At 63.5% G+C, this 14,711-nt stretch carries 22 protein-coding genes; 16 read left to right on the plus strand and 6 right to left on the minus strand.

The annotated features are described in order from the left end of the window. The first annotated feature begins 195 nt into the window (after window positions 1–195). On the plus strand, window positions 196–2,136 hold the full coding sequence (locus tag HHL08_RS10440) for a ribonucleoside-diphosphate reductase subunit alpha (RefSeq protein WP_408021768.1): 1,941 nt from the start codon (window positions 196–198) through the stop codon (window positions 2,134–2,136). 46 nt (window positions 2,137–2,182) lie between these two features. Here HHL08_RS10440 and HHL08_RS10445 read toward each other — a convergent pair whose 3' ends face one another. Further along, the gene (locus HHL08_RS10445) at window positions 2,183–2,428 is read right to left on the minus strand and encodes a DUF2171 domain-containing protein (RefSeq protein ID WP_088184149.1); all 246 of its coding nucleotides are present in this window, start codon (window positions 2,426–2,428) and stop codon (window positions 2,183–2,185) included. A 102-nt stretch (window positions 2,429–2,530) separates the two neighbouring features. Here HHL08_RS10445 and HHL08_RS10450 point away from each other — a divergent pair, with 102 nt between their 5' ends. The 4 genes from HHL08_RS10450 to HHL08_RS10465 all read left to right on the plus strand — a co-directional run bounded on the left by HHL08_RS10450 (window position 2,531) and on the right by HHL08_RS10465 (window position 5,347). Further along, window positions 2,531–3,583 (plus strand): ribonucleotide-diphosphate reductase subunit beta, encoded by a 1,053-nt coding sequence (locus tag HHL08_RS10450; protein WP_169572940.1) that lies wholly within the window; start codon window positions 2,531–2,533, stop codon window positions 3,581–3,583. 331 nt (window positions 3,584–3,914) lie between these two features. Beyond that, a complete protein-coding gene (locus tag HHL08_RS10455) occupies window positions 3,915–4,181 on the plus strand; it encodes a hypothetical protein (RefSeq protein ID WP_169572943.1) in 267 nt (88 codons plus the stop codon). 35 nt (window positions 4,182–4,216) lie between these two features. After that, window positions 4,217–4,408, plus strand: a complete 192-nt coding sequence (locus HHL08_RS10460; RefSeq protein WP_169572945.1) for a hypothetical protein — start codon at window positions 4,217–4,219, stop codon at window positions 4,406–4,408. 315 nt (window positions 4,409–4,723) lie between these two features. After that, the gene (locus HHL08_RS10465) at window positions 4,724–5,347 is read left to right on the plus strand and encodes a glycine zipper 2TM domain-containing protein (protein WP_169572947.1); all 624 of its coding nucleotides are present in this window, start codon (window positions 4,724–4,726) and stop codon (window positions 5,345–5,347) included. A gap of 4 nt (window positions 5,348–5,351) precedes the next feature. Here HHL08_RS10465 and HHL08_RS26275 read toward each other — a convergent pair whose 3' ends face one another. Continuing rightward, the gene (locus tag HHL08_RS26275; protein WP_408021769.1) at window positions 5,352–5,732 is read right to left on the minus strand and encodes a thermonuclease family protein; all 381 of its coding nucleotides are present in this window, start codon (window positions 5,730–5,732) and stop codon (window positions 5,352–5,354) included. Between the two features lie 303 nt (window positions 5,733–6,035). Here HHL08_RS26275 and HHL08_RS10475 point away from each other — a divergent pair, with 303 nt between their 5' ends. Continuing rightward, window positions 6,036–6,188 (plus strand): hypothetical protein, encoded by a 153-nt coding sequence (locus HHL08_RS10475; protein WP_169572951.1) that lies wholly within the window; start codon window positions 6,036–6,038, stop codon window positions 6,186–6,188. Between the two features lie 6 nt (window positions 6,189–6,194). Here the strand turns inward: HHL08_RS10475 and HHL08_RS10480 are convergent, their stop codons facing one another. After that, window positions 6,195–6,491, minus strand: coding sequence for a hypothetical protein (locus HHL08_RS10480; RefSeq protein ID WP_169572953.1), 297 nt, complete (start codon window positions 6,489–6,491; stop codon window positions 6,195–6,197). A 139-nt stretch (window positions 6,492–6,630) separates the two neighbouring features. Between HHL08_RS10480 and HHL08_RS10485 the strand changes: the two genes are divergently transcribed. The 5 genes from HHL08_RS10485 to HHL08_RS10505 all read left to right on the plus strand — a co-directional run bounded on the left by HHL08_RS10485 (window position 6,631) and on the right by HHL08_RS10505 (window position 9,800). Further along, window positions 6,631–7,011 carry a RidA family protein gene (locus HHL08_RS10485; protein WP_169572955.1) on the plus strand — a complete coding sequence of 127 codons (381 nt, stop codon included), beginning with the start codon at window positions 6,631–6,633 and terminating at the stop codon, window positions 7,009–7,011. 15 nt (window positions 7,012–7,026) lie between these two features. Then, a complete protein-coding gene (locus HHL08_RS10490; protein WP_169572957.1) occupies window positions 7,027–7,383 on the plus strand; it encodes an ArsC family reductase in 357 nt (118 codons plus the stop codon). Next, window positions 7,380–8,420 carry a glycerophosphodiester phosphodiesterase gene (locus HHL08_RS10495; RefSeq protein WP_169572959.1) on the plus strand — a complete coding sequence of 347 codons (1,041 nt, stop codon included), beginning with the start codon at window positions 7,380–7,382 and terminating at the stop codon, window positions 8,418–8,420. The genes HHL08_RS10490 and HHL08_RS10495 overlap by 4 nt, the downstream gene beginning before the upstream one ends. A gap of 112 nt (window positions 8,421–8,532) precedes the next feature. Further along, complete coding sequence (locus HHL08_RS10500; protein ID WP_169572961.1) at window positions 8,533–8,958, plus strand: RrF2 family transcriptional regulator; 426 nt, start codon at window positions 8,533–8,535, stop codon at window positions 8,956–8,958. A gap of 182 nt (window positions 8,959–9,140) precedes the next feature. Beyond that, on the plus strand, window positions 9,141–9,800 hold the full coding sequence (locus HHL08_RS10505) for an MBL fold metallo-hydrolase (protein ID WP_169572963.1): 660 nt from the start codon (window positions 9,141–9,143) through the stop codon (window positions 9,798–9,800). Window positions 9,801–9,802: 2 nt separating this feature from the next. On the opposite strand, the gene HHL08_RS10510 is transcribed toward HHL08_RS10505, so the two are convergent. After that, window positions 9,803–10,234 (minus strand): MAPEG family protein, encoded by a 432-nt coding sequence (locus HHL08_RS10510; protein ID WP_169572965.1) that lies wholly within the window; start codon window positions 10,232–10,234, stop codon window positions 9,803–9,805. A gap of 218 nt (window positions 10,235–10,452) precedes the next feature. On the opposite strand from HHL08_RS10510, the gene rpmF reads away from it, so the two are divergent. The 5 genes from rpmF (at window position 10,453) to HHL08_RS10535 (ending at window position 13,526) form a co-directional block, all read left to right on the plus strand. Beyond that, window positions 10,453–10,632: a 50S ribosomal protein L32 gene (rpmF, locus tag HHL08_RS10515; protein ID WP_066606737.1), complete on the plus strand. Its 180-nt coding sequence runs from the start codon at window positions 10,453–10,455 to the stop codon at window positions 10,630–10,632. Window positions 10,633–10,665: 33 nt separating this feature from the next. After that, complete coding sequence (plsX, locus tag HHL08_RS10520) at window positions 10,666–11,724, plus strand: phosphate acyltransferase PlsX (protein WP_169572967.1); 1,059 nt, start codon at window positions 10,666–10,668, stop codon at window positions 11,722–11,724. After that, window positions 11,721–12,689 carry a beta-ketoacyl-ACP synthase III gene (locus tag HHL08_RS10525; protein ID WP_169572969.1) on the plus strand — a complete coding sequence of 323 codons (969 nt, stop codon included), beginning with the start codon at window positions 11,721–11,723 and terminating at the stop codon, window positions 12,687–12,689. The genes plsX and HHL08_RS10525 overlap by 4 nt, the downstream gene beginning before the upstream one ends. A gap of 107 nt (window positions 12,690–12,796) precedes the next feature. Beyond that, the gene (locus tag HHL08_RS10530) at window positions 12,797–13,093 is read left to right on the plus strand and encodes an integration host factor subunit alpha (RefSeq protein WP_169572971.1); all 297 of its coding nucleotides are present in this window, start codon (window positions 12,797–12,799) and stop codon (window positions 13,091–13,093) included. Between the two features lie 82 nt (window positions 13,094–13,175). Then, complete coding sequence (locus tag HHL08_RS10535) at window positions 13,176–13,526, plus strand: MerR family transcriptional regulator (protein ID WP_169572973.1); 351 nt, start codon at window positions 13,176–13,178, stop codon at window positions 13,524–13,526. A 6-nt stretch (window positions 13,527–13,532) separates the two neighbouring features. Here the strand turns inward: HHL08_RS10535 and HHL08_RS10540 are convergent, their stop codons facing one another. Continuing rightward, window positions 13,533–13,934: a hypothetical protein gene (locus HHL08_RS10540; protein WP_169572975.1), complete on the minus strand. Its 402-nt coding sequence runs from the start codon at window positions 13,932–13,934 to the stop codon at window positions 13,533–13,535. Window positions 13,935–13,985: 51 nt separating this feature from the next. After that, window positions 13,986–14,708 carry a hydroxyacylglutathione hydrolase gene (gene gloB / locus HHL08_RS10545; RefSeq protein ID WP_169572978.1) on the minus strand — a complete coding sequence of 241 codons (723 nt, stop codon included), beginning with the start codon at window positions 14,706–14,708 and terminating at the stop codon, window positions 13,986–13,988. Between the last annotated feature and the right edge of the window lie 3 nt (window positions 14,709–14,711).

Below are 14,711 nucleotides of genomic sequence, written 5' to 3' on the forward strand. Positions count from 1 at the left end.
TCGGGTTAACGGGGGTCACCCAACAGATTGTGATTGCGTCGCTGGTGGATTTTCCGGCGCGGGGGGATTTTCCTCTCTGCGATCGCTCGGTTGGGCCCTTTTCCGTCCCCGGCGCGGTACGGTTCATGCTAGGATGCGCGGCTTGTCGCGACCCGCTTGACCGAATCGAACGGAACAGGAACATCGGGGGCTCGCATGGATTTTCGAGATAGTGGACAAGGTGTTGGCGACGTGGCGACTGTGATGGACGATCTTTTGGACGATATGAAGGCGCAGGCCCAGGCCGCGCCCGTGGAAACGCGGGCGGAGCCGGAGGTGCTGACCTCCTCGACCGTGCAGGCGCGGCGTTTCGTCGTCGTGACCGATCCGTCGCGCGACGCGCTGCTGACGGAGTTCGGCAAGGATACGCTGAACGACCGCTATCTGCTGCCCGGCGAATCCTATCAGGATCTCTTCGCCCGCGTGGCGGCGGCCTATTCGGACGATGCCGCTCATGCTCAGCGCGTCTACGACTATATCTCGCGCCTCTGGTTCATGCCCGCGACGCCGGTCCTGTCCAACGGCGGCACCGGCCGCGGCTTGCCGATCAGCTGCTATCTGAACAGCGTCGACGACAGCTTGGAAGGCATCGTCAACACCTGGAACGAAAATGTCTGGCTCGCCTCGCGCGGCGGCGGCATCGGCACCTATTGGGGCAATGTCCGCGGCATCGGCGAACCGGTCGGCCTCAATGGCAAGACCAGCGGCATCATCCCCTTCGTCCGGGTGATGGATTCGCTGACGCTGGCGATCAGCCAGGGTAGCCTGCGTCGTGGTTCGGCCGCCGTCTATCTCGACGTCTCCCACCCGGAGATCGAGGAGTTTCTGGAAATCCGCAAGACCAGCGGTGACTTCAACCGCAAGGCGCTGAACCTGCATCATGGCGTGCTACTGACCGACGAGTTTATGGAAGCCGTGCGCGATGGCGGCGACTTCCACCTGCGCAGCCCCAAGGACCAGTCGATTCGCGGCACGGTCAATGCCCGCGCCCTGTTCCAGAAACTGGTCGAAGTGCGCCTGGCCACTGGTGAGCCCTATATCGTGTTCAACGACACGGTGAACCGCATGATGCCCAAACATCATCGCGACCTGGGGCTGAAGGTGTCGACCTCCAACCTCTGTTCGGAAATCACGCTGCCGACCGGCCGTGACCATCTGGGTAATGATCGTACCGCGGTCTGCTGCCTCTCCTCCATGAACCTGGAAACCTGGGACGAATGGAAGGACGAAAAGCTGTTTGCCGAGGATATCATGCGTTTCCTCGACAATGTGCTTCAGGACTATATCGACCGCGCCCCGCCCGAAATGGCGCGCGCCAAATATAGCGCGATGCGCGAACGCTCGGTCGGCCTGGGCGTCATGGGCTTCCACAGCTTCCTTCAGGCACGCGGCATCCCGTTCGAAGGCGCGATGGCCAAATCGTGGAACCTGCGCATGTTCAAGCATATCAACGCGCAGGTAAATGAAGCATCGATGATGCTGGCGCAGGAACGCGGCCCGTGCCCGGATGCGGCCGATCAGGGCGTGATGGAGCGCTTTTCCTGCAAGATGGCGATCGCGCCGACCGCGTCGATCAGCATCATCTGCGGCGGTACGTCGGCCTGTATCGAGCCGATCCCGGCGAACATCTACACCCACAAGACGCTGTCGGGCAGCTTCTCGATCAAGAATCCGTACCTCGAAAAGCTACTGGTCGCCAAGGCGAAGGACAGCAGCGCGGTGTGGAACTCGATCCTGGAAAAGGGCGGCTCGGTCCAGCATCTCGACTTCCTGAGCCCGGAAGAAAAGGACACGTTCAAGACCAGCTTCGAAATCGACCAGCGCTGGCTGCTCGAACTGGCTGCCGACCGCACGCCCTATATCGACCAGGCGCAGTCGCTGAACCTGTTCATCCCGGCGGACGTGGAGAAATGGGATCTGCTCATGCTCCACTTCCGCGCTTGGGAACTGGGCATCAAGTCGCTCTACTATCTGCGCTCGAAGAGCGTGCAGCGCGCGGGCTTCGCCGGCGGCGTGGAGGCCGACAACACGATCGACGCCCCCAAGTTCGAAATCGGCGAGACCACCGACTATGACGAGTGTCTTGCCTGCCAGTAAGGCATGGGAGCCGGGCGCGACGGCCTATGCCGCCGCGCCCGCGCGCTCACTCTTCTTCTTCGAACGTCACCGCGACGTCGGCATTGGCGCTCAGGCGCACCGTGCCGTCATCCTCTACCGCCGCGATCAGGCCCTGGCTGATATAATGATGATGCCCCTTATGGCTGCCTTCCCCGCTGTCCTTCTTGGTCAGCTTGATCCGGTCACCGTCCATATGGTCGACGGTGCCGACATGCACGCCATCGGCGCCGATCACTTCGGCATGTTCCTTGATGCTGGTCAGGTCGACCATGATATTTCTCCTGTGCGGGGGGTAACGACGCTTCAACGTCCCGCCCTTGCCCAGGTTGCAACCACCCTTCATTCGTAACGATTTCGCCCGGAGTTTCGTCCCATGCCTCTTCTCCAAGCCTCCAAGGTGTACAAGCCCTTCGAATATCCCTGGGCCTATGAATATTGGAAGCGCCAGCAGCAGCTGCACTGGCTGCCTGAGGAAGTGCCCTTGGGTGAGGATTGCCGCGATTGGGCGCAGAAGCTGTCCGATCATGAGCGCAACCTGCTGACGCAGATTTTCCGCTTCTTCACACAGGCCGACGTGGAAGTGCAGGATTGCTACCACGAAAAATATGGCCGCGTGTTCAAGCCGACCGAGGTCAAGATGATGCTGACCGCGTTCAGCAACATGGAAACCGTCCACATCGCCGCCTACTCGCATCTGCTCGACACGATCGGCATGCCCGAAAGCGAATATAGCGCCTTCATGCAGTATAAGGAGATGAAGGACAAACACGACTATCTGCAACAGTTCGGCGTCGATACGGACGAGGATATCGCCCGCACGCTCGCCATGTTCGGCGGCTTTACCGAAGGGCTGCAACTCTTCGCCAGCTTCGCCATGCTGATGAACTTCCCGCGCTTCAACAAGATGAAGGGCATGGGCCAGATCGTCACTTGGTCGATCCGCGACGAAACGCTCCATTGCGAAGGGATCATCAAGCTGTTCCACGCCTTCTGCGCGGAACGCAACTGCCTGACCCCCGCGGTCAAGGACGACATCATGGACATGTGCCAGAAGACCGTCCGCATCGAGGATGCCTTCGTCGACCTGGTCTTCGAAATGGGGCCGGTGCCCGGCATGACGCCCAAGGACATCAAGAAATATGTCCGCTACATCGCCGACTGGCGCCTGGGGCAATTGGGTCTGAAACCGATCTACATGATCGAAGAGCACCCGCTCCCCTGGCTCGCCCCGATGCTGAACGGCGTCGAGCATGCCAACTTCTTCGAAACCCGCTCGACCGAATATTCCAAGGGCGCGACGCGGGGCCAGTGGAACGACGTCTGGGACGCCTTCGACCGCCGCCAGAAGGTCAAGGGCACCGACGCAGCGAACATGGATGAGGCCGACCCGGACATGTTCAAGGCGGCGGGCATCGCTGCGGAGTGAGGAATGATGGAGGAAGAGGGGAAACCTCCCTCTTCCTCTGCGGCTGTCGTGCTGGGCGCGATCATGATCGGCCGTTGCTGAAGAAGGGCGACCCTGGTCGCAAATCAGTAGGCGCAATATCCAGGCGATATCGGCAGCTTGGCGATAGCCTGCTGCTAAATCTTTTTACCAAAATCGCTTATGCATCATCCGTTGCATTTGCTGGTCTGGCGCTGTCGAGGCGGCGGGTTGCGTAAGGTCAGCATCCGATCGGATGCGATGGGATGGCCATCGCGTCCATAACGGACCCATCTTCCCCCAAAACGGCGCGAATCGCCTTATGCTCGGGATCATGACCGAGCAAACCCCTATCCCTCGCACGCCCGTCCACCACGCCTATATCTGCAATGTCTGCGGCAGCGACCATGTCACGCGGGACGCCTGGGCGGCGTGGGACATGGCAGCGCAGCATTGGGTGCTGGAGGTCGCCTTCGAACATAGCTGGTGTCATCGCTGCATGAGCGCCGCGCGGCTCGACCGGGTCGTGCTGACCAGCCCGGTCACGTTCGCCGCGCCCGATCCGGGGCTCGATCCCGCCATAGCCGCATCAGCGGGGTGAGGCTTCCTTAACCCCGCGGTTCTATCCTGCACCCCATGTTCTTCGGCGTCCGCCTCCGCTCGATCTTCACCAGCCGCTGGTTCGCGCTGCTTTGGGCGGTGTTGGTGATCCTGACCGCGATCCAGTTCGTCGGTGCTGGCGACGACAGCCAAGGCGCGCAGGGCGACAACGCCGCCGCCGACGGCCTCACCAACGAACAGCGGGCCGCCCTCGCCAACGCGCTCTAATTCCCATAGCGGCCTCGACAAACCCGGCCGCCCGCATCGAGCGCTGTTTTCTATACCCTCGCGTTATCGTCCGCCCGGTTTCTTCGCATCGTCAGCCAGTTCTCTGCTGCGCTAAAGGTAAGGTTGCCGGACGAAGAATGTGCCAGGGCCGATAGGCGTTCAGTTCCGGACATTTAGGCCGATGCGCCGGACTCGCCTCGCCAGACCCGCCGCGCCTGTCCGCCGACTGAACGGCGCGTTTTGTTCCGTTCATGCAACATCCCCTATTCTCGCGTGTTCTACCGCCACGATACCAAGAGGGAAGGACCCCCGCCCATGACATTTTCGTTCAAACAGGCCATCGCCGCCCTGTCGCTCGGCGCCATGACCCTGACCGGCATAGCCGCCACCCCCGCTTTCGCTCAGCCGGGCCAGAATAACCGCGAACGGCGTGACGATCGCCGCGACAATCGCCAGGACCAGCGTGAAGATCGTCGCGAAGTCCGTCAAGATCGCCGCGAAGTCCGTCGTGACGTCCGTCAGGACCGTCGAGACGTGCGCCGTGATGTCCGTCAGGACCGCAACGACTTGCGCCAGGATCGCCGCGTGGACAATGGCCGCAACGATTATCGCCGTCCCGGCCGCCCGGTGTACAGCTATGACTGGAACCGCCCCGATCCGCGCTATGGCCGTTCCTACCGGCCAGACCGCTATTATCGCACTGGCTATGCCCCGATCCGCGTCGATCGCCGCACCCGCATCTATCGCGGCAATGACAATCGCTATTATTGCCGCCGTTCGGATGGCACCACCGGCCTGATCGTCGGCGCGGCGCTGGGCGGCCTGCTCGGCAACCAACTGGCCCAGGGTCAGTCCAACATATTGGGCACTCTGATCGGCGGCGGCGCCGGCGCGCTGCTGGGCCGTGAAATCGACCGTGGCGGCGTTAATTGCCGCTAAGCGCCTAGCACCAGGGGTGGCGACCGCCATCCCAACGTCGGGCCAGTCCTTCAGCGACCAGTTGGTCGCCGATCGACTGGCCTCCGCGCGTTACGATCCGCAAGGCCCGGCCATAGCGATCAATGTCGCGATCGCCGCTTTCCAGCGAGAAGGCGCCGTCGTTCATCAGCGCCTGCAATCGCTGCGTCGCCCGCGCGCCCAACTCGCCTTCCGCCGCACAGCGCGGCCCATGGGTTTCGGGCGTGTCGATGTCGGCGATTCGATATTTGTCGCCGCGAAACCAGAATGTGTCGCCATCGACCACGCAATTGGTCCCGCCGCCGCTATGGCAGAAGGTGAAATCGGCGGACAGGCTGTCGGTCAAAAGCGCCGGAGCGGAGGTCATGGTGGGCGCTTGGTCTAAGCGATCAACCCAGCCTGGCCCATACCAGCCGAGCAACAGCCCTAGGCACAACATATAAACAAGCGCCGGTCCGGTGATCCCGCTGCGCCGCTGCCGTACCGGACGCAAGCGTGCGGCACCCGCGCGCTGCGCCTCCGCGACCCAAGCCTGCTGCACCTTATTTCTGCGTGACGGCCGCGGCCGTCTGTTCCATTCGCTCGCCATGCCTATGCTCTAGCGAGCGTCCGGCAAACAGGGCGTTAAAGCCGATCCAGCTTTTCACCGATCCGGCGTCAATCTGATGTGATGCACATCGATGCCGTACGCCCGCGCGCTGCCATGCCGGGCCGGACCATCCGAAACGGCGCTAAATCGATCAACGCCGGCGTACAGCCCAGCCCTTATGCCCGCATCATCGGCGAAGTGCCCGCCCGCGCCATGGCCGAGCGTTTGCCCTGACGGGCGCTATTCGTCCTCCTCGGTCGGCCCCATCTCTTCCTCTTCATCGTCCATCTGCGGTTCGCCGGCATAGGCATCCATGTCGATCCGGCCGGACCGGTTCATCTCGTTCATCTTGTCGACCAGGTCGGGCACATCGTCGGGGATGATCTGCGCCGGATTGGTGCGCCCGCCATGCTCGCTCTCTTCCGACAGGTCGGTGGTGCGCGCCCGCGCATCGTCCGCAACATCCTGTGCCTGGGTGCCGGCTTCGGCCTGCTCCTTATTCTCGTCATATTCGTGGTCGGGGGTAGGGCGGTCCATCGCATGTCTCCTTGGGCCTGATGCCCGATCCCTCCCCAACGGCCCGGCGCGCCCGCCGTTCCGGGGGAAATTGCTGGACAGCAACAGGCGCAGGGGGCAAAGGCCGCTCTGATCCTTACGCACTGCAGCAGGAATCCTCATGCCCCGCCAGCTCATTTCCTCCGGCTCGCCCTTCGAGGCGCAGGTCGGCTATTCGCGTGCCGTCGTTCAGGGCGACTGGTGCTTCGTCGCCGGCACCACCGGCACCGATCCCGAAACCAAGACGATGCCGGACGATGTGGTGGCGCAGGGCAGGAACGCGCTCAAGGTGATCGGCAAGGCGCTGGACGACGCCGGCTTTTCCTTCGCCGATGTGGTGCGCGTGACCTATTATATCACCGACGCCGCCTATTGGGACGTCATGGGCGACATTGCCGGCCCCGTGTTCGGCGACATCCGCCCCGCCGCCAGCTGCGTCATCGCCGGCCTCGTCAAGCCGGACATGAAGATCGAAATCGAAGTCACCGCCTTCAAAGGGTAACAGGAGCACGGCATCATGATTACCATGTATGGCATCAAAAATTGCGACACGATCAAGAAGGCCCGCAACTGGCTGGACAATGAGCGCGTGAGCTACAGCTTCCACGACTATAAGGTCGCCGGTGTGGACAAGGCGAAGCTGGAAGAATGGGTGATGGAACATGGCTGGGAAACCATCCTCAACCGCTCTGGCACCACCTTCAAGGCGCTGGATGCGGGCGACAAGGCGCATATCGACGCGGACAAGGCGATCCTGCTGATGATCACCAACCCGTCGATGATTAAGCGCCCGATCCTCGACACCGGCCGCGAAACCATCATCGGATTCAAGGCGACTACCTATGAAAATGCGCTCCAGGGCGTGAAGGCATGATCGGGCGGGGGCTGGCGCGCATCACACTGTTCCTGTTGATGAGGCTCATCCCCCTTTCTGTGGTTCAGGCCGAACCGATCCTGATCGCCCATCGCGGTGCCAGCGGCGAACGGCCCGAACATACGCTCGCCGCCTATGAGCGCGCGATCGACCAGGGGGCCGACTTTATCGAGCCCGACCTGGTGCTGACCAAGGACGGCGTCCTCGTCGCCCGGCATGAAAATGAGATAAGCGGCACCACCGATGTCGCGGATCATCCCGAATTTGCCGATCGCAAGACGACCAAGACGATCGACGGCGTCGCCATGGTCGGCTGGTTCACGGAGGATTTCACCCTCGCCGAGCTGCGCACCCTGCGCGCGCGCGAACGGCTGCCCGATGTCCGCTCGGCCAATCGGCGCTTCGACGATCTTTATCCCATCCCTACCTTCGAAGAGATATTGAAGCTGGTCCGCGCCAAGGAGGCGGAGGCGGGCCGCCGCATTGGCCTCTATCCCGAAACCAAGCATCCCAGCTATTTCGCGGGCCTTGGCCTGCCGCATCAGGCGGCGCTGCTCGATTTGCTCGGCCGCTACGGCTATCAAACAGAGGCCGACCCGGTTTTCATCCAGTCGTTCGAGGTCAGCAATCTGAAAGCGCTGCGCGCCGCCTCGCGCCTGCGCCTCATTCAGCTGGTCGATGCGGAGGGTGGCCCGGCCGACCTGCCCGGCACGACTTATGCTGACATGCTGACGGTGCAGGGCCTGACCGACATCGCCACCTATGCCGACGGCGTCGGTCCGTCGGCGGCGCTCATTATCGCGCCCGAAGGCCCGACCGCGCTGGTCGGCCGCGCCCATGATGCGGGGTTGCAGGTCCATGTCTGGACGCTGCGGATGGAAAACAGCTTTCTGCCGCCCCAATATCAGCGCGCCGACGATCCGCAGGGCCGCGGCGACTTCGCCTCCTGGGTCCGCGCCATCGCGGCAACCGGCGTCGATGGCATCTTCAGCGACTTCCCCGGACAGGCGAAGGCCGCTCTGGAGCCAACGCGCTAATCAGCCTGCGCGGGAACATGTTGCTCTTCACTCTGCTGACCCAGCGCGAAAACTCTTTCTCTCTCGCCACGCTTGACTTGCCAAAGCGGGTGGGGGGGCGAATAACAGCCTGATGTTGTCCCAGAAGACCCGTTACGCCATCCGTGCGCTTCAGCATCTTGCCGACCGCTACCGCCAGGGTCCGGTGCCCCTCAACGAAATCGCGACGCGCCAGAATATCCCGTCCAAATTCCTGACCGTGATCCTGTCCGAACTATCGCGCGAAGGACTGGTCGCGACCCAGCGGGGGCGGGACGGGGGCTATTGGCTGGCGCTGGCGCCGGTGGACGTCAGCTATGGCGACATCGTCCGGCTGACCCGCGGCTCGCTCGCGCTGACCCCCTGCGCCAGCCGCTTCGCGCATGAAAGCTGCACGAACTGCCTACCCGAATCGGAATGTCGTCTGCATCGCGTGATGCTGCGCGTGCGTGACGAGACGGCCAAGGTGCTGGACAGCATCAGCCTGGCGGAACCGTTCGCGACGATGGATGAGGGCTGAAAGACTGTTTGGAAAAGCGCGAAAGGGCGCTTTTCAAGCGCGGTTCCGGCCCGCTCCCCCGCCCAACCACCCGACAGGATGATACTGGATCGGGTGGTTGGGCGGGGGAGCGGGCCGGAACCGGCTTTTCCAGACAGGCCCTGAGCCTTGCGCTTGCCCGTCACCTTCGCCACATCAGCCCCATGACCACGCCGCCGCTCAAAGCCGTCCTGATCCCCGTCACCCCGTTGCAACAGAACTGCACCCTCTTCTGGTGCACGCAAACGATGCGCGGCGCTTTCGTCGATCCGGGCGGCGACCTGCCGGTGCTCAAGAAGGCGGCCGCCGATCAGGGCGTCACGATCGAGAAGATCCTCGTCACCCATGGTCATATCGACCATTGCGGCCAAGCCGGCGTGCTGGCCCGCGACCTGAATGTCCCGATCGAGGGTCCGCATGAAGACGACCGTTTTTGGATCGACCGGCTGCCCCAGGATGGCGAGCGCTGGGGCGTACCAGGCGAGAGTTTCGAGCCGGATCGCTGGCTCAATGACGGCGATCAGGTGACGGTGGGCCAGCTGACCTTCGACGTTTATCATTGTCCCGGCCACACGCCCGGCCATGTCGTCTTCCACCACGCGCCCAGCAAGCTGGCGATCGTGGGCGACGTGCTGTTCCAGGGATCGATCGGCCGCACCGACTTCCCGCGCGGCAATCATCAGCAGTTGATCGATGCGATCACCGGCAAGCTGTGGCCGCTCGGCGGCGACACCGCCTTCGTGCCCGGCCATGGCCAGATGAGCAATTTCGCTCATGAGCGGCGCACCAACCCCTATGTCGCCGATTCGGTGCTGGCGGGGTAAACTTACCCCCGCAAAGCCATAGCCGGCGGCGCTGGCATTTCCCGCGTGGCCGTGTAGGCGATCATGAGCGCCGCGATTGCCATCGCCACCATGACGACCCAGGTCAGCATCGCGCCGCCCGCGCGCCATATCGTGGGCTTGTCGGCGTCCATGCCGAACGCATGGGCGACCCTCGCGATCACATAGACCAGCGCGCTGATCCACAGCCATAGCGACGCGCCCACCGCCAGTTCGACAAGCGCGAAAAGAATCAGCACGATCGGCGTATATTCCACGAAATTGGCGTGCGCCCGCATCCGCCGCGCCAGCAGGCTGTTGCCCGCATCGCCATGCATCACCTTGTCGGCGATGCGAATCCGCGCGCAGCGAGTCGCGATCCACAGGTTGAGCAGCGCGCAGGCGGCGGCAAAGGTCAGCGTGATCGACAGCAGCATGGAATATCCCCTCGTTTCAAGCGTCGCACCCTAGACGGCATGGGCAAGGGGGCAAGGCCAAAGGGAAAGGAAACCCTTGCACCCCGAACAAAAAGCGCTATAGGCGCAGGGCTTCGCGATCACCGGGCCGCATGGGTCTGCGGCGCCGTTGGCGTCAGCTTTTCTGTTCGGAACTGGCCGGTCGCACAACTTGATTATTTACGGAACAAGGTGCCGACATGGCTGTCCCCAAAAGGAAAACGTCCCCCTCCAAGCGCGGCATGCGCCGTAGCCACGATTCGCTGCGCGTCGAAGCATTTCAGGAATGCTCCAACTGCGGCGAATTGAAGCGTCCCCACAATTTGTGCGACGCCTGCGGGCACTATAACGGCCGCGAAATCGTCGCCGTCGGGGCGTAAGCCCATCCCCATCTCCGCAAAGGGGTGATCTGAGTGTCCAGTCAGCCGCGAATCGCAATCGACGCGATGGGCGGGGACGAAGGCGTGCGCGTGATGATGGCGGGTGTGGCTTTGGCCCGCCACCGTCATGACGGGTTGCGCTTCACCCTGTTTGGCGACGAGACGCAGATCAAGGCTGCGCTCGATCATCACCCCAATCTGCGGGCGGCGTCGGAAATCGTCCACGCCGACACCGTCGTTGCGGGTTCCGACAAGCCGAGCGTGGCGATTCGCAAGAAGAGCAGCTCGATGAGCATGGCGATCGCCGCCGTGAAATCGGGCCAGGCGGGCGCAGCCGTGTCCGCCGGCAATACCGGTGCGCTGATGGCGATGGCAAAGCTGGCGCTGCGCACCATGCCGGGCGTCGATCGTCCTGCGCTGGCGGCGCTGCTGCCGACGCTGGGCGACAATGACGTCGTGATGCTGGACCTGGGCGCCAATACCGAATGTGACGCCCGCAACCTCGTCCAGTTCGCGGTGATGGGCGCGGCCTATTCGCGCATCGCCTTCGACCTTGAACGGCCGCGTGTGCGCCTGCTCAACATCGGCACCGAAGACCTCAAGGGCACCGACGAGATTCGCGAAGCCGCCGCCGTGCTGCGCAGCGCGAAGAGCCTGCCGCTCCAGTTCGACGGCTTCACCGAAGGCGACAAGATTTCCCGCGGCGACGCCGACGTGATCGTGTGCGACGGATTTTCTGGCAATGTCGCGCTCAAGACGGCGGAGGGCACCGCCCGCTTCGTGACCGACGTGCTGCGCAAGGCGTTCACCAGTTCGATCCGCTCGAAGATCGGCTTCCTGATCTCGAAGCCCGCGATGCACCTGCTCAAACATCATCTCGACCCCAACAACCATAATGGGGCGGTCTTCCTGGGCCTCAACGGCGTGGTCGTGAAAAGCCATGGCAGCGCGAACGACAAGGGCATCGCCAACGCCGTCCATGTCGCCGCCCGGCTGTTGGAGGAAGACATCACCCGCCGGATCGCCGCCGACATGGCCGGTATCCAGTCGCTGTCGGCCGCGGCGTCCAAGCTGGAGCAGCCCGTCAAGTGATCCGCCGCTCCATCCTGCTCGGCACGGGCTCGGCTCTGCCCGTCCGTGCGGTCAGCAATGCCGAACTGGCGCAGACCGTCGATACCAGCGACGAATGGATCGTCGAGCGCACCGGCATCCGTAACCGCTATATCGCAGGGGAGGGCGAAACCACCGCCAGCCTGGCCGCGGACGCCGCGCGCCAGGCGATCGTCGCGGCGGGCCTGACCGCGCAGGATATCGACCTCATCATCCTGGCGACGGCGACCCCCGACCAGACATTTCCCGCCGCCGCTACCAAGGTGCAGGCGGCGCTTGGCATCGACGATTGCGTCGCCTTCGACGTCGCGGCGGTCTGTTCAGGCTTCCTCTATGCCGTGACCGTGGCCGACAGCATGATCCGGTCGGGCGCGGCCAACCGCGCGCTGGTGATCGGCGCGGAAACCTTCAGCCGCATCCTCGACTGGCAAGACCGCACCACCTGCGTCCTGTTCGGCGACGGCGCTGGCGCCGTGGTGCTGGGCGCGGAGGAAAGCGCGGACGGCAAGCGCGGCATCCTGGCCGCCAAGCTCCATGCCGATGGCCGCCACAACCAGCTTCTCTATGTCGATGGCGGCCCGTCCACGACCCAGACGGTAGGCAAGTTGCGGATGCGGGGGCAGGAAGTGTTCCGCCACGCCGTCGTCAACCTCGCTTCGGTGCTGAGGGAAGTGATGGCAATCGCAAACCTCTCTACCGACGAGATCGACTGGCTGGTGCCGCATCAGGCCAATGCCCGCATCCTCGACGCGACCGCGCGCAAGCTCAAATTGTCGCCCGACCGGGTGGTGGTGACGGTCGATCGCCACGCCAATACGTCCGCGGCGTCGGTTCCTTTGGCGCTCGATTATGCGGTGCGCGACGGCCGGATCAAGCCGGGCGACCTGGTCGTGCTGGAAGCGATGGGCGGCGGCTTCACCTGGGGCGCGTGCGTCCTGCGGCTCTAGGACTGCGCGCAGGATAGGCGGCGCTTGCCAAAGCGCTGCGAATCGATTACATTTCAGGCAGATCGTCCGCGAAGATGGTCGCTGGGGTGAAGAAGTGGGGATGGTCTATGAGCGGCAATGCAACCTTGACGCGGGCCGATCTGGCTGAAAGCGTGAACCGCCATGTCGGCCTGTCGCGGGCGGAAGCCGCCGCGCTGGTCGAATCGATCCTCGAATATATGTCCGGCGCGCTCGAACGCGGGGAAAATGTGAAGATTTCCAGCTTCGGCACCTTCGTCCTGCGCGACAAGACGGAACGTATGGGCCGCAACCCCAAGACCGGCGTGGAAGTGCCTATCGAACCGCGCCGGGTGCTCACCTTCCGCGCCAGCCAGACGATGCGGGACCGGGTCGCCGCGGTTTAAAGTGCGGCTCAGCGCTTTTCCAGCATTACCATTGCTTTACCATAGTTGACGTTCGTACAATTATGGGTGCAACATCGCTGTCATGGAAAAGGCAGAGGGTGCATTTCTGACCATCAGCGAGCTGGCCGGCGAGCTGGGTCTTCCCCAACATATATTGCGCTATTGGGAAACGCGCTTTCCTCAGCTGCGTCCGCTCCAGCGATCGGGCAACCGCCGCTATTATCGGCCGACCGACGTCGCGCTGGCGCGCCGCATCCACCAGTTGCTCAATGTCGAGGGGTTCACGGTCAAGGGCGCGCAAAAGGCGCTGCTGGACGGCAATGGCCATGCGCCCGCCATGCCGCTCGCCAAGGCTGCGCCGTCCGACCCACCGGACCTTCTGGCCCGGCTCATGGCCATCCGCACCGCCCTGGCCAAGGCGATCGGCGACTGACTTGTCTTAGGGCTTGGGCGCGCGATAGGGGATGAAGTCGCCCAATGCGCAGGCGCCGGTCGTGATACCGGTCTGCAAATTGGCGGTCGTGGTGAAGTCGCCCCGGCACATTTGCGATCCATAGCTGCGCACGATCATCGTGTCGCCATAGGTCAGGCCGCTGCAACTGCCGATCAGTTCATTCTTGTACACCAGCCTGCGGCTTACCCTGTAGAGCAGCACATTGTTGCTGATGACCGTCAGGCTGGTCTGCGGCTCGCGATTGATGCAGCTGACTTTTTCGCCCGCCACCTTGCCCGCCAGCGCCTTGTCGAGTTTGATCGCCTGCTTGTCGGTCAGCGGTGTCGGCTCATAGCTGCCGGTGCAGGCCGCCAGCAGCAGCGGCGCCATCCCCATCCACGCGCGCATCGTGATTCTCCCATCCATCGACCATAGGACGACACTATAGCGCAAAAACCGTCAGGCTGCGTCCTTCGCCGCGCGACGTTCCGCCAGCTGCGCCACATCGCGCGCGCGCATGAAGATGTTCGTCTCCCGCTCGATCCCGATGCTGGTCGGCACTGTGGCCTCGCCCCGCGCGCGTGCCGCCTCGACCGTTGCGACCCGTGCCGCCAACGCCGCATTGCCAGGCTCCACACCCAGCGCGAAACGGCCGTTGGAAAGGGTATATTCATGCGCGCAATAGACGATCGTATCGTCCGGCAGCGTGGCGAAGCGCGCCATGTTGGCGAACATCTGCGCCGCCGTGCCTTCGAACAGCCGGCCGCAGCCCATGGCGAACAGCGTGTCGCCCACGAACAGGATCTGATCGTCGGCCAGATGATAGGCGATATGCCCCGCCGTATGTGCTGGCACGGCCATCACCGTGGCGACGTGATCGCCGATCCGCACGGTGTCGCCTTCGCCCACCGTCCGGTCCAGCGTCCCGATCTTCTCAGCCTCCGCCGCTGGGCCGGTGATGACACATCCTGTGGCGGCCTTGATCGCCGCATTGCCGCCGACATGGTCGCCATGCCAATGGGTGTTCCAGATCTGGCCAATGGTCCAGCCGCGCGCGGCGGCGGCCTCCAGCACCGGCTCCGCCACCGCCGGATCGACCGCGACCGTCTCACCGCTGATGGCGTCATGCAGCAGCCAGACATAATTGTCGTTCAGGACGGGGATGCGGACGACCTCCAGCATGGC

Origin of the sequence: Sphingobium psychrophilum (genome assembly GCF_012927105.1) — a bacterium.
GTDB classification, from domain to species: domain Bacteria; phylum Pseudomonadota; class Alphaproteobacteria; order Sphingomonadales; family Sphingomonadaceae; genus Sphingobium; species Sphingobium psychrophilum.

Coding starts and splice junctions, on each gene's coding strand:
- HHL08_RS10455 (WP_169572943.1), top strand. CDS start 3,915: ATGACCGAGCAAACCCCTATCCCTCGCACGCCCGTCCACCACGCCTAT.
- HHL08_RS10500 (WP_169572961.1), top strand. CDS start 8,533: ATGTTGTCCCAGAAGACCCGTTACGCCATCCGTGCGCTTCAGCATCTT.
- HHL08_RS10460 (WP_169572945.1), top strand. CDS start 4,217: ATGTTCTTCGGCGTCCGCCTCCGCTCGATCTTCACCAGCCGCTGGTTC.
- HHL08_RS10465 (WP_169572947.1), top strand. CDS start 4,724: ATGACATTTTCGTTCAAACAGGCCATCGCCGCCCTGTCGCTCGGCGCC.
- HHL08_RS10490 (WP_169572957.1), top strand. CDS start 7,027: ATGATTACCATGTATGGCATCAAAAATTGCGACACGATCAAGAAGGCC.
- HHL08_RS10440 (WP_408021768.1), top strand. CDS start 196: ATGGATTTTCGAGATAGTGGACAAGGTGTTGGCGACGTGGCGACTGTG.
- gloB (WP_169572978.1), bottom strand. CDS start 14,708: ATGCTGGAGGTCGTCCGCATCCCCGTCCTGAACGACAATTATGTCTGG.
- rpmF (WP_066606737.1), top strand. CDS start 10,453: ATGGCTGTCCCCAAAAGGAAAACGTCCCCCTCCAAGCGCGGCATGCGC.
- HHL08_RS10495 (WP_169572959.1), top strand. CDS start 7,380: ATGATCGGGCGGGGGCTGGCGCGCATCACACTGTTCCTGTTGATGAGG.
- HHL08_RS10450 (WP_169572940.1), top strand. CDS start 2,531: ATGCCTCTTCTCCAAGCCTCCAAGGTGTACAAGCCCTTCGAATATCCC.
- HHL08_RS10510 (WP_169572965.1), bottom strand. CDS start 10,234: ATGCTGCTGTCGATCACGCTGACCTTTGCCGCCGCCTGCGCGCTGCTC.
- HHL08_RS10540 (WP_169572975.1), bottom strand. CDS start 13,934: ATGCGCGCGTGGATGGGGATGGCGCCGCTGCTGCTGGCGGCCTGCACC.
- HHL08_RS26275 (WP_408021769.1), bottom strand. CDS start 5,732: ATGACCTCCGCTCCGGCGCTTTTGACCGACAGCCTGTCCGCCGATTTC.
- HHL08_RS10530 (WP_169572971.1), top strand. CDS start 12,797: ATGAGCGGCAATGCAACCTTGACGCGGGCCGATCTGGCTGAAAGCGTG.
- HHL08_RS10445 (WP_088184149.1), bottom strand. CDS start 2,428: ATGGTCGACCTGACCAGCATCAAGGAACATGCCGAAGTGATCGGCGCC.
- HHL08_RS10480 (WP_169572953.1), bottom strand. CDS start 6,491: ATGGACCGCCCTACCCCCGACCACGAATATGACGAGAATAAGGAGCAG.
- HHL08_RS10475 (WP_169572951.1), top strand. CDS start 6,036: ATGCACATCGATGCCGTACGCCCGCGCGCTGCCATGCCGGGCCGGACC.
- HHL08_RS10485 (WP_169572955.1), top strand. CDS start 6,631: ATGCCCCGCCAGCTCATTTCCTCCGGCTCGCCCTTCGAGGCGCAGGTC.
- HHL08_RS10535 (WP_169572973.1), top strand. CDS start 13,176: ATGGAAAAGGCAGAGGGTGCATTTCTGACCATCAGCGAGCTGGCCGGC.
- HHL08_RS10505 (WP_169572963.1), top strand. CDS start 9,141: ATGACCACGCCGCCGCTCAAAGCCGTCCTGATCCCCGTCACCCCGTTG.